Annotated in this window: 8 protein-coding genes; 2 read left to right on the forward strand and 6 right to left on the reverse strand. The window is 64.0% G+C overall.

The window, feature by feature from the left end:
- Positions 1-28 precede the first annotated feature (28 nt).
- The 5 genes from H1D44_RS08875 to recC form a co-directional block, all read right to left on the reverse strand.
- Positions 29-1156: an AAA family ATPase gene (locus H1D44_RS08875; RefSeq protein ID WP_181514494.1), complete on the reverse strand. Its 1128-nt coding sequence runs from the start codon at positions 1154-1156 to the stop codon at positions 29-31.
- A 283-nt stretch (positions 1157-1439) separates the two neighbouring features.
- Entirely contained in the window at positions 1440-1676 is a 237-nt protein-coding gene (locus H1D44_RS08880; RefSeq protein WP_238984363.1) for a phosphatase PAP2 family protein, read from the reverse strand.
- A gap of 24 nt (positions 1677-1700) precedes the next feature.
- Positions 1701-4079 (reverse strand): exodeoxyribonuclease V subunit alpha, encoded by a 2379-nt coding sequence (gene recD / locus H1D44_RS08885; protein WP_181514495.1) that lies wholly within the window; start codon positions 4077-4079, stop codon positions 1701-1703.
- Positions 4076-8068: an exodeoxyribonuclease V subunit beta gene (gene recB / locus H1D44_RS08890; protein ID WP_181514496.1), complete on the reverse strand. Its 3993-nt coding sequence runs from the start codon at positions 8066-8068 to the stop codon at positions 4076-4078. Before recB ends, recD begins: the two co-directional genes overlap by 4 nt.
- The gene (gene recC, locus H1D44_RS08895) at positions 8065-11727 is read right to left on the reverse strand and encodes an exodeoxyribonuclease V subunit gamma (protein ID WP_181514497.1); all 3663 of its coding nucleotides are present in this window, start codon (positions 11725-11727) and stop codon (positions 8065-8067) included. The genes recB and recC overlap by 4 nt, the downstream gene beginning before the upstream one ends.
- A gap of 197 nt (positions 11728-11924) precedes the next feature.
- Between recC and H1D44_RS08900 the strand changes: the two genes are divergently transcribed.
- The gene (locus H1D44_RS08900; RefSeq protein WP_181514498.1) at positions 11925-12902 is read left to right on the forward strand and encodes a 5'-nucleotidase; all 978 of its coding nucleotides are present in this window, start codon (positions 11925-11927) and stop codon (positions 12900-12902) included.
- A gap of 185 nt (positions 12903-13087) precedes the next feature.
- On the opposite strand, the gene H1D44_RS08905 is transcribed toward H1D44_RS08900, so the two are convergent.
- On the reverse strand, positions 13088-13810 hold the full coding sequence (locus H1D44_RS08905) for an SDR family oxidoreductase (protein WP_181514499.1): 723 nt from the start codon (positions 13808-13810) through the stop codon (positions 13088-13090).
- Positions 13811-14072: 262 nt separating this feature from the next.
- On the opposite strand from H1D44_RS08905, the gene H1D44_RS08910 reads away from it, so the two are divergent.
- Positions 14073-14981, forward strand: a complete 909-nt coding sequence (locus H1D44_RS08910) for an AraC family transcriptional regulator (protein WP_181514500.1) — start codon at positions 14073-14075, stop codon at positions 14979-14981.
- The last annotated feature ends 48 nt before the right edge of the window (positions 14982-15029 follow it).

Consider the following 15029-nt stretch of genomic DNA (forward strand, 5'->3'; position numbering starts at 1 on the left):
ATGAATTGCTGAAGAAGCCCTCTGGCCACTAGCAGAGGATAACTCCTATAGGCGATTTGATCATCCGGGACCCTACATCTAGTGGCTTTATTCTGCCATCAACTATGTAGTTTTTGCCGATTGAAAACGTCTTGTAGATTAGTGTTTTGGAGTGGGTGGATATAATTATTTGATGTAGATCATGGCTGGAAAACTCCTTTTCTAACCAGTCTTCATTTATTTCTTTTCCATTGCTGTTGTTTGCAAGTGTCCAGCTTAGAACGCCACCTTTATAGGTTAGAGTGTGGAGCAGGCTTATGAACTCTAAGAGAAGAGATTCATGAAAATGATTTTCAGGTTCGTCAATAATGATAGCGCCGACAGACTTTGGAAGACAAAGAAGAATTAATGTGCTTAACAGCGACTTTTCTCCTGAGCTAAACTCTCTTACGTCATAAGAAATTGGCTTTCTTCCTTTCCTTGCCTTTCCTAAAAGAATAAATTCTCCAGGTTTGACATTGCCGCTGTAATTGCTTAGATTAACCAGCGGGATAAGACTGTTAAAGAGTTTTCCTGCAACATGATAGTAAACAAGTCGGGCCGGTTTGTTTGGGATGACTCTGTCATGTAGCCAGTCTGTGACAAGTTGTCTATATATGCCTGAAAAAAGCCTTTCCGGCTTCATTATGGCTTCGATAATTACTTTTTGCTTGCTGTTCGAGGAGATGTTTATGTCGTCATAAGTAACTGTTTCTTCAGAGAATTCATTGCTGGAGTCAATGTATAAAAAAATGTTTCTTGGGTCTTCGAGGTTCCAGTTATCTTTTACCAAGCCTTCGTTTTCATAAGTAAGCTCTCCCCCATAATAACAGTTTTCATTTCTTTTTAATCTAATGGACGCTTCTTGGCTCTCATGAGCTATCAGTAGCTCAATGTAAGAGCTTTCTGAATTTAAAAGTCTGAAGATGTCTTCTTTAACGCTTTCGGAATAATCTTCACTTCCGAGAATTTTTTGGAAGTGTGCTTTTTGAACAAGCCAGGCTGACTTAAGAATTGTAGATTTTCCAGCCCCATTTATTCCAGAAAAAGTAAAGACAGAGCTCTCTTCATCGAAAAATATTGAGTGAGAGTCTTGGAATGATTTCACACCTTTTAGGACGATTTTTTTAATTTTCATGCTCCCTCTTTGCTCCCTAGTTGCTTGCAATGTAAGCCAGCTTGCTGTTGCTTAATGATACTGAAGATTTGAATTCAACCATTCACTCTCACCACCTCCCTTGTCACCGCCTCATCCAGCATCCCGCGTCCCGACTCTACCAGCGTGAGCCAGTCCCTCGCCCGGGTGATGTCGGTGTAGACCAGCTCTCGGGTGAGGATGGGATTAGCGGCAGCACTACTAGAATGCTACAGCTCCCATCGCTTAAGCACCTACTCGGTGCCCGAGCTGCTCGCCTCTGTCTCTACTTGCCGTGCCGCTGCAACCAGCGCCTCACCAGCCAGCACAGCACGGCCCAGGCCGCTCCGGCAGTCCAGTCGGCAAGTACATCCGTCGGCCAATGCTCGCCGAGGTAGGCACGGCTCATAACCACCAGCAGGGTGAGCAGTATCGCCAGTATCAGCAGGTAGGCCTTCAGCCTTAGCGCTGGCTGTACTCGGGTGAGTAGGGCGGCCAGGTTGAGATAGGTTACGACAGGCATAATCGAGTGACCGCTTAGGAAGTGTCATGACAACCTCCCCAACCCACTCGCCCTAACCACCTCCCTCGTCACTGCCTCATCCAGCATCCCGCGCCCCGTCTCCACCAGGGTGAGCCAGTCGCGTGCGCGGGTGATGCCGGTGTAGACCAGTTCCCGGGTAAGGATGGGGTTGGGGGCGTCGGGGAGCAGCAGGGCGGTGTGGGTGAATTCCGATCCCTGGGATTTGTGTACCGTCATGGCGAATACGGTTTCCACCGCTTGCAGGCGGCTGGGCAGTACCCATTTGATGTCGCCGCTGCCGTCGCTGGCCGGGAAGGCGACGCGCAGCAGGGTGCGGCCGGGTGTCTCACTGGCGCTGCGGGCTTCGGGCACGGCGAGGGTGATGCCGATATCGCCATTCATCAGCCCCAGGCCGTAGTCGTTGCGGGTGACGAGCACCGGGCGGCCTTCGAACCAGCCCTGTTCCAGCTCCAGGTCGCTGGCCTTGAGCCAGTCGGCGCGGCGCAGGGCCCGGCCGATGCGCGGGTTCAGTCCTTCAATGCCCCAGGGGCCTTTCCTCAGCGCGCACAGCAACTGGAAATGGCCGTGTGCTTCGAGTACCTGGCGGGCCCAGTCGTCATAGGGCTGGCGCGCTTCGCCTTCGCCGAAGTAGGGCTGGGTGGGCCGCGCTGCCTGCATCACGTCCAGATAGTGGGCGTAGCCGCGGGGCGGGGCGATGGGCTCGCCGCGGCGGTCGTGGCGGCCTTCGCCGTTGTTGGTGAATCCAGCCGGGTTGCCGTTCACCACCAGGCGATCCAGCGCCGGGTCGTCGGCGTCTGCCAGGGCGAGGCGGGCGATATCGGCGTAGCGTGGCTTTCCATCCGTGCCATCAGTGCCGAAGATCTCGCGTACCGCGTGTTTCTTCTCCTTCTGCGCCTCTTTCTCGTTCTGATCGGGACCGAGCGGGCGGTTGACTGCTTCGGCTAGCTGGCCAATGCCGCTCTTGGCATCGAAGCGGTGGCTCACCCGCAGCATGGCGATGGCCTGGTCCAGCGGCTGGCCGCCTTCGTCCTGGTAGCGTTCGGGGATCGGCGTGCCGGTTACTCGTTGCAGCCAGTCGCAGGTGGCCGGGGTGTAGTGGCCGCCTTCGGCGCGCTGACACAGGTCGCCGAGCACGGCGCCGGCTTCCACCGAGGCGAGCTGGTCCTTGTCGCCGAGCAGGATCAGCCGTGCCCTTGGCGGCAGGGCAGTGAGCACGGCGGCCATCATCTCGACATCCACCATCGAGGCTTCGTCGATCACCAGGGCGTCCAGCGCCAGCGGGTTGCCGGCGTGGTGACGGAAGTGGCGGGTATCCGGGCGCGAGCCCAGCAGGCGGTGCAGCGTGGTCACTTCGGTGGGAATGCTGTCGCGCAGGGTTGAGATATCCACACCCTGTTGGCCCACGGCGGCGGCCAGTTCCACCAGCGAAAGCCCCTGCACCTGCTTGGCGATGGATTCGTTGAGCCGTGCGGCGGCCTTGCCGGTTGGGGCGGCCAGGCGAATGCGCAGCGGGCGCGGAGCGGCGGCGCCGGCTGGTGCGGTTTCGCCCAGGGCCAGCGCCTGCAGCAAGGCGAGCAGCTTGACCACGGTGGTGGTCTTGCCGGTGCCGGGGCCGCCGGTGATCACGGCGAAGTGCGAGCGGCTTGCCAGCGCACAGGCGGCCTGCTGCCAGTCGAGTTCATGCCCCGGGGTAAAGAGCGCGGCCAGCGCCCGGGCCAGGGTGGCAGTGTCGGCCTGGTTTGCAGCTTGGGCGGATTCTTGAGGAACGGCAGTGAGCCGGGCGCCGATCAGGCCGCGAATGTCCTGTTCGTACTGCCAGTAGCGGCGCAGGTAGAGGCGCACGTTGCCGTTGCGCTCGCTGCGCACCAGCGGGGTGTTGCCCGGTGGTTCGTTGCCGTCCGCCACCAGGGCGGAGTGGTGCAGGGCATTGCGCCAGGTGGTAAGTTCCAGCTCGGCCAGCAGCTCGCTGGGCAGCGGCGGCGGGTCGCTCAAATCGTCGCCTTCCGGCGGCAGCGAGAGCGCCAGATCGGGGGCGGTCAGAGTCTGGGCGAGATCGAGGCACACGTGGCCGCGGCCGAGCTGATGGCTGGCCAGCGCCGCGGCGAGCAGCAGCAGGGGCGGGGCGTCGTTCACTTCGCGCTGGAAGAAGCTCGCCAGCGCCCGGTCCAGCGCCCGCAGCCAGCCGCGTTCCACCCAGCGGTCGAGCAGGGCGAACAGCGCCTGGGTGTCGTGCAGGGCGGCCAGTAGCGGTTCCGGCTTGGCACTGACACCGGGGCCGTCGTTCACGCGGGGTTCTTCTTTTCCGCCGTCGCTGGCGCTTTCGTTCTGGTCGGCGAACAGATCCAGGGTGGCGTCGTCGTGGTGCTTGCTGCGCTTGCTCATGCCGGCGCCTCCGTGGTGGTGCGGGTGCCTGCCGCTCGGGCGTCGCCCTGGAACAGCGCGTCCAGCGCTTCGATCAGCTCCCGCGGGGGGCGCTCGGCGTGTACGCCGCGGCTCTCTGCATTCGCTCCCCTGAGAAAGACAGTGAGCGAGCCGCCGATATGCCGGTCGTAATCGTAGCCGGGCAGGCGCGCCTTGAGCAGCCGGTGCAGGGCCAGCAGGTAGAGCGCGTACTGCAGGTCGTAGCGCTTGGCGGCCACCGCCTGACGCATGGCTTCCTGGCTGTAGGCGCTGTCGTCCGGCCCCAGGTGGTTCGATTTCCAGTCGGCCACGTAGTAGCGTCCCTCATGCTCGAACACAAGATCGATGAAGCCCTTGAGCATGCCGTTGAGGGTGTCGGCGTCCAGCGCGGGGCGGGGCGTGCTGGGGAGTGTGTAAGCACTTACGAGGGCGTCCAGCCGACGGGTGTCGACCTGGCGTGAGGCGAACCAGAACTCCATCTCTACCTGGTAGCGGCTGAGCGCTTCGAGCCTGAGACTGCCCGCGCCGTTGGGCAGCGGCAGCGGGGCGGCGAGCAGGGTGCCGAACCAGGCGTTCAGGGTGTTCAGCCACGGTTGCCAGCCGCGTACCTGGCAGCGGCGGGCGAGGGTGTCCTCGCGCAGGGCCGGGTCGCGGGCCACGCGGGCGAAGCCCTGTTCCCCGGCCCATTCCAGAATGCCATGCAGGAATGTCCCCGGTCCTGGGCCTCTCGGAAACCTGTGTAGCGAGGGAAGCGGTTCGCTCTGGCCGCTGTCGCGGGGTTCCTCCAGCACCTCCAGCGCGGTGGCTTCCATGGCGGTGGCGGGTTCCGGCAGGCTGCCGCTACGCTGCGCTTCGCTGTCATGGGGCTTAACAGGTGAGTCAGTCCTTACTGGGGCGCTGGCCGATTCGACGCTGACGATCTCGCCGGAGAGGCGCAGCGCCGAGTAGCTGGCGATCCACCAGTGCTCCCGGGCGGGGCGTGTGGGGGTACGCGCTTCGCCCAAGGCGTCGTCGCGCTCGGCTTGGCGAACGATCTCGGCGTGGGCCGGCGGCGCCGGGGCGATCTCGATGGCGTCGCAGTTGCCCTTGAGCCGGCTTACCGCTTGTGAAAAGGCAGTTGGGCCGAGCAGGTCGCCGTTGGCCAGCAGCTGACCGATGGCGCTGCCTTCGCCGCCCTTGAGCGGGGCCATGCCGAGCCAGGTGGCGTGGCGGGCACGGGTCAGCGCCACGTAGAGTTTGCGCAGGTCTTCGCCCAGGCGCTCGCGGTCGACGGTGGCCAGGGTCTCGTCGTCGGCTTCCAGGCTGATACGCAGGCGGCCCTCGGCGTCGTGCCAGCGCAGCGGTGAGTCGTCCTTCTTGGTGGCGCGGTGGTTGCAGATGAAGGGCAGGAACACCAGTGGGTACTCCAGCCCCTTGGACTTGTGAATGGTGATGACCTGCACCAGGTCGGCGTCGCTCTCCAGGCGCAACTTGTGGGTGTCGCCGTGGCCTTCGGGGTTGGCGATGGCCTCGGCGAGAAAGCGGATCAGTGCATGTTCGCCGTCGAGTTCCTGGCTGGCGTGCTGCAGCAGTTCCCCTAAATGTAAGAGGTCGGTAAGTACTCTCTCACCGTCGCTGGCAGGCCCCCAGGCAAGCAGTCGCTGCGCCACGTCGAAGTCGTGAATGATCTTGCGCACCAGCGGCAACACGCCCTGGCGTTGCCACAGCCGATGGTAGTCGCGGAACTGCAGCACGCGGCCTTCCCAGGCCAGTTCATCTTCGTTCAAGCGGTCTAGGGTGGCGATATCGAGCCCCAGCACCGAGGTGGCCAGGGCGGTGCGCAGCAGCCTGTCGTCATCGGGCGCCGCACAGGCGCGCAGCCAGGCGTCGAGCTGGGGGGCGACCGGCGAGGCGAACACCTTGTCCTTGTCCGAGAGGTAGACGCTCTTCACCCCGCGCCGGGCCAGCGCCTGGCGGATCGAGCGCGCCTCGCCCAGGCCATTGACCAGCACTGCCATATCGGAAGGCTTGAGCGGCTGCAATTCGCCCTGCTCGTTCTGGAATCCGGCACTGCCACTCTGACCCTCATTGAGCAGCTCCACCATGGTGGAGGCGCAGCGCTCGGCCATCTCCTGCTGGTAGGCGGTCTTGGAGAGCGGCTCATCACACTCGAGCTGCCAAAGGGTCATGGCCGGCAGCGGCTGGCCCTGGCGGGTGAGTGAGTCCTTGCGTCCTTTGGCTCCTACGGGCAGGAAGGGAACGGGATTCCCCACGGGGGAATTGAACAGGAAGGCGCCGGGCGGGTGCGCTTCGGCAAATTCGAAGCAGCGGTTCACCGCCTCGACCATCTCGCGGCTGGAGCGGAAGTTGGTGCCCAGGGTGACGTGGCGGCCTTGGGTGTCGCGGCGGGCGCGCAGGTAGGTGTAGATGTCGGCGCCGCGGAAGGCGTAGATCGCCTGCTTGGGGTCGCCGATCAGAAACACACCGCACTCCGGGCGGTTTTCGCGAATGCGGTATACGCAGTCGAAGATGCGGTACTGCACCGGGTCGGTGTCCTGGAACTCGTCGACCAGGGCGACCGGGAACTGACGGCGGATCTGTGCGCCCAGCGCTTCGCAATTGGGGCCGGTGAGCGCCCTATCGAGATGCGTGAGCAGCTCATTGGGACCCATCTCGGCGCGGCGCTCCTGCTCGCGGTCGAGTCGCGCCCGGCACCAGTGCACGGCGTGGGTGAGCAGGTCGGCGTAGGGATCGGGCAGGGCGTTGAGTTCGTCCTGGAGCTTTTCCAGCGCGGCCAGCGCCGGGTGATCCGGCGGCTCGCCCTTGAGCCAGATATCGGCCATGCCCCGGGGCGTGAGGCGCTTCCAGGCGGCGTCGGTCAGGCCGGGCCAGGTGGCCTCCCCTTGGCACCATTCACGCAGGGCGCCGAGCCAGTTGGCGCGGCTCCTGGCGTTGAAGCTCTGGCCCTTGAAGGCTTTCTGCTGGGCGGCCTCTTCGAACAGCGCCTCGCACTCGTTCACCCACTGGGGCCAGGGGGCCTTGAGCTGGGCCAGGCGCTCGGCGGTCTCGCGGCTGGCGTTGGCGATGGTCTCGGCCGGGGGCGGGGCGTTCTTGTTCAGTGCTTCGGCTTCGGGCATCAGGCCGCGCACGGGGGCGTGGAGCTGCTCGGGGGTGCTCCAGTGGCGTACCACGGTGGCCAGCTCGTCGACGCTGAGCGGGTAGTAGAAGCTGCGCCAGTAGTCGCGCACCACTTCGAGCTCCAGCTCGGTCTGGTCGTTTTCCAGGTTGAGCGAGAACAGGCTGCCGCTGTCGAAGGCGTGCTCACGCAGCATGCGGTAGCACCAGCTGTGGATGGTGGAGACGGCGGCTTCGTCCATCCATTCGGCGGCGAGCTGCAGGCGCCGGGCACAGGCGGGCCAGGTAGCGGGATCGTATTGGTTACGGAGGGCGATCAACAGCGGATCGGCCTGACTTTCGGCGGTCGGGGGTGTCACGGCACTTGCGGTCGATCCGGCGTCAGGGCTTTGGTGGGCCGCTTCGTCAGCAGGATTTCGCGGAGGCGCTGTGAACCCATCCCTGGGCGCTACCGATGCCATCCCTGGCATAGGACCTCCGCTACATCCTGCTCCCGAAGCTTGGGCAGTGTCGGATTTAGTTTCGGGCGCCTGGGGAGGCGCGGCTTCGGGCGCCTGTGGGGGCGCGGCTTCGGGCGCCTGTAGAGAGAGAAATACATTTGCTGCCTCGACCAGCCGCGCGCGAATCCGCTCGCGCAGCTCCTGGGTGGCGGCGTTGGTAAAGGTGACGACGAGGATCTCGGGCGGTGTGAGCGGGCGCTCGAAGGCGGCAGCGTCGTCGGCCGAGCGGGCGCCGAGTACCAGGCGCACGTAGAGCAGGGCGATGGTGAAGGTCTTGCCCGTGCCCGCGCTGGCTTCGATCAGACGGCTGCCGTGAAGCGGAAACGACAATGGATCTAACTGCGTGACCTCGCTCATGCCTGGCTCCCCGATGTCTTCGTTGCCTTCTTCCCGCGCTCTTTCTTGTTCCCCTCTTTCTTGTCGCGCTCTTTCTTGTCGCCCTTGACGGCCAGATGCACCGGGGCGAGCAGCCGTTCGGTGAGTTCGGCGAAGCCGAGCCTGTCCTGACGGGCTTCATATAGCGCGGTGAAGCTGGGCCAGCTGTGGGCAAGATAGGCGTTGCGGCCCGCCTCGCCGGCGTTGAAGTCGTCGCCGTTGTAGGCGCTGGCGGCGGCGCGCCAGGCGTCGCTGTCGCGCTCGGTGTCAGGTGTTCCCAGCTTGCTCAGCCACACGAAGGCGGTGTCGCAGGCCAGCGGCAGGGGCATCTGCATGCCGGCCTGCCAGGTGCGGACGATCTCGCGCAGGTGGCCACGGGCGGCTTCCGGGTCGAGGGGCGGCAGGGTGACGTGGCCGGCCTTGGAGAGCAGCAGGGTGGTCATGGGCCTATCGTTCAGATGGCCGGCCAGATGCGCGACCCAGTGGCGCAGGATGTGCGACCAGCGGTACTTGCCCTTCTTGACCAGGCTGCTGCTGGCGAGCACCAGGCGGCAGCGCTCGCCTGATTCGGTCTCGCGCAGTTCATTGAGCCAATCCTCAATAGGCGGGGCGCCGGGCACGCTGAGCTGCACCGGCTCGGGCTCGTCCAGAGCGCGGGGCCAGGCTTCCAGCGCTTCTTCGTAGGCTTCGAACAGCGCTTCCATCGGTTCGCTGAGCTGTTCGCGCATGCGCTCGCCGAAGGCTCCCATGGCGAGTACACCTTGGCCTTGCAGGCGGTCGAGGGTGTCGAGCAGCACGGGCAGGCGCTCGTGGCCTTCATCCACGGCGCGGCGCTGCTCGCGGATCAGCAGGTCCTGCAGCTGCCAGTTGGCGAGGCCGTCCAGGGCGAAGGGTTCGTGGTCGAGGCTGACGATGTCCTCGCGTTCCAGAAATACCTTGAGCCGGGTGGTGAAGAAGGCGCGGGCCGGGTCTCTCAAGAAGCCGCCGAGTTGGGCCAGTGTAAGAGGAGCTTCATGTGTGAACTCCCCGAGCTCGAGGGGCGCTGATTCCGACTTCGCCTCACCATGCACCTCGCGCCACTCGTGGGCGAAGGTGAACAGCCGCCGGGCTGAAATGCTGCGCTTGGCTTGCTGCGCCTCGCTGGGGAAGTAGGTGCGGCTGAACGGCTGCAGCGGGTGCTCGGTGGTGAGGGCCGCGAGCAGGTCGCTGCCGTCGGCCGTTTGCCAGCCGGCTTGGAGATGATCGCGCAGCTGGCCGACCAGCACCGAGGGCGGCTTCTCGCTGTTGTCGACGATGCTGCGACCCACCCAGCTCACGTAGAGCTGCTCCCGGGCGGAGAGCAGCGCTTCCAGGAACAGGTAGCGGTCGTCCTCGCGGCGGGAGCGGTCGCCGGGGCGGTAGTCGCCGTTCATCAGGTCGAAGTCCATCGGCGGGTGGCTGCGCGGGTAGTCGCCGTCGTTCATGCCCAGCAAGCACACCCGCTTGAAGGGGATGGCGCGCATCGGCATCAGGGTGGCGAAGTTGACCGCCCCGGCCAGGAAGCGCTGCGACAGGCTCGGCTCGTCGATCTGGGCCAGCCAGTGTTCGCGCACCACTGAGAGCGGCAGTTCACGGGCCAGGCCGGCCTCTTCGGCGCTCTCCTGCCATTCCTGTAGCTTCTGTTCGAGCTGGGCCAGCATCAGGCTGTCTTCCGGCGCCTCGGCGAGAAAGCTGGCTTCCAGCAGGGTGCGCAAGCGCGCGACCCAGCCGGCCACGTCGGTGGGTTCGCGCAGGTGGCGCCACTGCTGTTCAAGGGTTTCCAGCAGCGCGGCCAGCGGGCCGGCCAGCGCCGCTTCCAGCCCGCCGATGTCGTCGAAGGGTTCGATGCCCTGCCACGGGCCGCTGGCGGCCTCGCCCACGGCGTAGCCCAGCAGCAGCCGGCGCAGGCCGAAGGCCCAGGTGTTCTGCTCCATGCCGGCGGGCAGGTCGAGGCTGCCGCGCTGGCCGGCGTCGAGCCCCCAGCGGATGCCGGCGCCCTCGATCCAGCGGCGCAGGGTGGGCACGTCCTGCTCGTCGATGCCGAAGCGGGCGCGCAGGGCGGGTACGTCGAGCAGGTCGAGCAGGTCGCTCACCGAGAGGCGCAGCTCCGGCAGGCGCAGCAGTTTTTCAAGTGCGATCAGCAGCGGCAGGCGGTGGCGGCTGCCCTGGTCGGAGAGGGTGAAAGGGATGAAGCGCGGATCATCGCGCTCGATCTGTCCGAAAACGGCCTGTACGTGGGGCGCGTAGTGGTCGATGTCCGGCACCATCACGATCACGTCGCGCGGCTTGAGTGTCGGATCGGCGCTGAAGGCGGCGAGCAGTTGGTCGTGCAGGATCTCCACTTCGCGCTGGGGGCTGTGGGCGGCGTGGAAGACGATGGAGTCGTCGCGGCTCGGGTCCACCGCCGGCCAGGTCTCGCGGGTCTCGTGCAGCGGGCGCAGCTCGCGGATATCGTCCTGCAGCTGCTGCAGCAGCCGGCCGTCGCCTTCGCACACGAAGGGCTCGAACAGATCGATGCGCAGCGAGTCGGCCTTGAACAGCGGCTCGTACTGCTGGGCGTCGTCGTGCTCGTCGAGCAGGCGCAGGTAGTCGCGGCCCTGCTTGCCCCAGGCGGCCAGCAGCGGCTGGGCGTGCAGGTGCAGGCTCTCCGCTCCGTCACCACTGGCATCTCCAACGCCGAGTACGTCGAGCTGGGCCGGCATGCCCTGCTTGCGCCGCTGGCGGAAACGCTGGGCCCGGAGCAGGTCCTTATGCTCGATGATGTCGGCCCAGTAGTGCTGGCAGGGGTTGTGTACGCAGAGCACCACCTGGCAGCAGCGGGCGATGGCGGCAAGTGCCTCCAGCGCCTGCTGGGGCAGCGATGAGATGCCGAATACCATCACCCGCCGCGGCAGGCCGGGGGGGCATTCGCCGCCGTGAAGCTCACGGGCGGCGGCGAGAAAGCGCCGGTGCACCATGGCGCGGCTGGAGGCCACGCCGCTGTCGCCCACGTCTTCGGCAACGCTTTTCACCACGGCTCGCCACAGGGCCGGCTGCCAACGCTGGGTGTCGGGAAGCGTCTGGGCTTCGCCGCGGGCGGAGATCAGCACGTCCTCACCGCGAGCCCAGGCCTCGAGCCAGTCGGCGCGGTACACCTGGTACTGGTCGAACAGGTCGGCCAGGCGCTCGGCGAGCTGGTGGTGCTTGCGCAGGTCGCTGTCGCCTTCGAGGAAGCGGCGCAGCGGGGCGAACTCGTCACGCGGCATCAGCTCCGGCAGCAGGCGCAACAGCCGCCACAGCAGGCGCGACTTGTCGAAGGGCGAGGTGGCCGGTACCGCATTGGCATCGCCTTCCACATGGTTGAGCACCGCACGGTAAGCCTGCCACAGGAAGCGTGCCGGAAGGGTGACGTCCAGCGCGGCGGCGATGCCGCTGCCGCCGTCGGCCTCGTCGGCGGCCAGCGCCAGCTTCATCCACTGGCCGATGCCGTTGCTCTGCACCAGGATGGTCTCGTTCTCCAGCGGTGCCAGCGGGTGGCGCTTCATCCACTCCACCGCCACGCCGCGCAGGTCCTCCAGGCGATTGCCGTGAACGACCATGAAGCCGGGGGTGAGGACATTCTCCTGGGGAGCGGCGAACGGCATGGCGGGTCCTTGCGGCTTAAGTGAGCCCAACCATATTGCCATAAAGACAGTTATGCAGCTTTACAGCTGAAAGGCTGCACAGCCATACAGTGGCACCCTTGGATACCTATACAGATCGGCGCTTGTCTGGCCGTGAACTGTGAGGCATGGTCTTGAGATCGTGCGTTGCACTTCTTTCTCATTTCTCAAGGACGACCATGGCCTACGATCTCAGCGAACGCCTGGTAATCGGGTTGGCATCCAGCGCCTTGTTCGATCTGGAGGAATCCGATCGGGTCTTTCGCGAGCAGGGCGAGGCGTCCTATCGCATCTATCAGCGCGACAACGAGAACCAGCCGTTAAGCACCGGCGTTGCCTTCCCGTTCATCAAGCGTCTGCTGTCATTGAACGAGCTAAGCCCGGACAACCCACCCATCGAAGTGGTACTGCTCTCTCTCAACGATCCGGAGACCGGGCTACGGGTCATGAAGTCGATCGAGTACCACGAGCTGGGTATCACTCGGGCGATCTTTCTCCAGGGGCGTTACCCCCATCGCTTCATTCCGGCATTGAACATCAGCCTTTTTCTGTCGGCCAATCGCCAGGACGTCGATCAGGCGATCCTGGCCGGGCATCCGGCGGGGCAGGTGCTGTCGTCGGGCGATCTCGACCTGACCGACGAGGAGGAGCTGCGCATAGCCTTCGATTTCGATGGCGTGTTGGTCACCGACGAGTCCGAAACCATCTACCAACAGCAGGGGATCGAAGCTTTTCACAAGTATGAGCGGGCCAATGCCCAGGTGCCGCCCGAGGCGGGCTTGCTGGCCGTTTTTCTGCGTAAGCTGGCCCATATCCAGATGCTGGAAAAGCAGCGAGAAGAGGAAACGCAGGGGGTGTATCGCCCCAAGGTCAGGGTTTCCATCGTCACCGCCCGCAACGCGCCGGCCCATGAGCGGGTCATCCATACCATGCGTAGCTGGGGGGTGACCGTCAACGAGGCCTATTTCCTCGGCGGCATCGCCAAGGAGCATGTTCTCGGCATCATCAAGCCGCATATTTTCTTCGACGACCAGGCATCCCACCTCTCGGCCACCAGCGATATTCTGCCGTCGGTACATGTGCCGTTCGGTCAGCTCAATCAGGGCTTGGTTAGTGAGGAGGGTGCCGTTCGGTCAGCTCAATCAGGGCTTGGTTAGTGAGGAGGGTGCCGTTCGGTCTGGCTTTTCGCTGCCGGGAGAGAGTTCCCTCTAGCGTTCCATGGTGTCGTCTCCGTTAGCGATGGCAGCCCACCCCGGGAGGGGGAGGGCTGAGAGCATGGCCAAGAGTATGGGGTTGCGTTTCGTGGTCGCGATGCTCATCGGCTTTCTCGAAGCGGATTGGCTCATACCGGGCTTGCGGTGGGGCGAACCACGATATCGCTGGTGTCCACCCCATCGGGCTGGGCGATGACGTGAGCGATGGCAGTGGCGATGGCCTCGGGCTTGAGAGCTATCTCGCGGAAACTCTTCATCGCTTCGGCGGCGCCGGCATCGGTGATGGTGTCGGCCAGTTCCGATTCCACGACGCCGGGATAGACGCAGGTGACGCGCAGGCTGTCGTGCTCCTGGCGCAGCCCGTCGGAAATGGCCCGCACGGCGAACTTGGTAGCGCAGTAGACCGCGCCGGTGGGCACCACAAAGAGGCCGCCGATGGAGGAGATGTTGATCACCTGTCCGCTGCCCTGGGTCTGCATGGTGGGCAGCACGGCAGCGATACCGTGCAGCACGCCGCGGATGTTGACGTCGATCATGCGGTCCCACTCCTCGACCTTGAGCGAGGCCAGGGGCGAGAGCGGCATGACGCCGGCATTGTTGATGATCACGTCGATGCGACCATGGAGCTTCAGCGCGGCATCGGCGAAGGCCTGCACGTCTTCGCGCTGAGTAACGTCCAACGCTCGATACTCGACGCTGCCGCCTTCGGAACGAATGGCCTGAGCCAATGCTTCCAGGCGCTCGGTGCGGCGTGCGCCGATGACCAGATGATGGCCTTGTTTGGCCAGCAACCGGGCGGTGGCCTCGCCAATGCCGCTGCTGGCGCCGGTGAGAAGAATGACTTTACTCATCAGAATGACTCCGTAGGGGGGGCTTGTGACGACTCTCTAACAGGGCTCGGATGATCAATTCACGAGCAAGAGCGTCGTTGTAGTAAGCCTACGGAGGGGCAGTAAAAGCCGACAGAGCCATTCCTATTGCAGTATTGCCTGATCCTATAGAGGAAGCGTTTTTCAGGTGTGTTTTGCCCGGAAGTTTGCCTAAATCTTTAGTGATGCGAATAGTGAGGGCTGCCACGTGTCTATACGACCTACCTTGAATTCCCAAGAGCGAATGATCGAGCTGCTGTATCGGCTAGCGCCGCATGAAGGGTTCACCCAGTCGCTGCTGAACGAGGTGCGCTTCATGCGCTCGGACCGACCGCTGAAGCTCGCCCCGGTGATGTACGAGCCGAGCATCGTGATCGTGTGTCAGGGGCGCAAGCGAGGCTATTTGGGCGATGAAGTGTATCTCTACGATGCCCTGCATTATCTCGTACTGTCGGTACCGCTGCCTTTTGCTGCTGAAACCGAGGCCAGCCCCGAGGAGCCGCTGCTGGCCATGTCGATTCGGCTGGATATGGCCGTGGTGGCGGAGCTGGTCTTCATGCTGGACCAGACGGACGCACGCTTGAAGTCGCCACCACGAGGCATGCTTTCCACGCCGCTCGATGCGCCTATGTCAGGCGCTACGCTCAGGCTGCTCGAGGCGCTGGCTTCACCTCTCGAGGCGCAAGTGCTGGCGCCCAACATCGTGCGGGAGATCTACTATCGGATACTGGCCGGCGAACAGGGTGGTAGCGTGCGCGCGGCGCTGGCCCAGCAGGGCCAGTTCGGCAGGATTGCCAAGGCGCTGCAGCGTATTCACGCGGAGTACGCCGAGCCCTTGGAGGTGGGAGGCCTGGCCAGCGATGTCGGCATGAGCACGGCAGCCTTTCACGTGCGCTTCAAGGCCGTGACGCAAACCTCACCCCTACAGTACATCAAGTCGACGCGGCTTCATCAGGCACGAATGATGATGATTCGCGACGGTCTGCCTGCAGCGGCTGCCGCCGCCAGGGTGGGTTACGAGAGTGCTTCGCAGTTCAGTCGCGAGTTCAAGCGCTTCTTCGGCCGGCCGCCCGGTGAGGAAGTGCGTGAAATGAAGGCTTCGCTGGCGCTGTTGCCCCCTGAACGGGTGGCAGACCTGGCAGTGTCACATTGAGCGGTGCCCCGGCGGGTGTAGGATGTAAGGTCTTCACCTAAGACAACA

The sequence above is a fragment of the Billgrantia kenyensis genome (assembly GCF_013697085.1).
In the GTDB taxonomy this organism is placed as follows: Bacteria; Pseudomonadota; Gammaproteobacteria; order Pseudomonadales; family Halomonadaceae; genus Halomonas; species Halomonas kenyensis.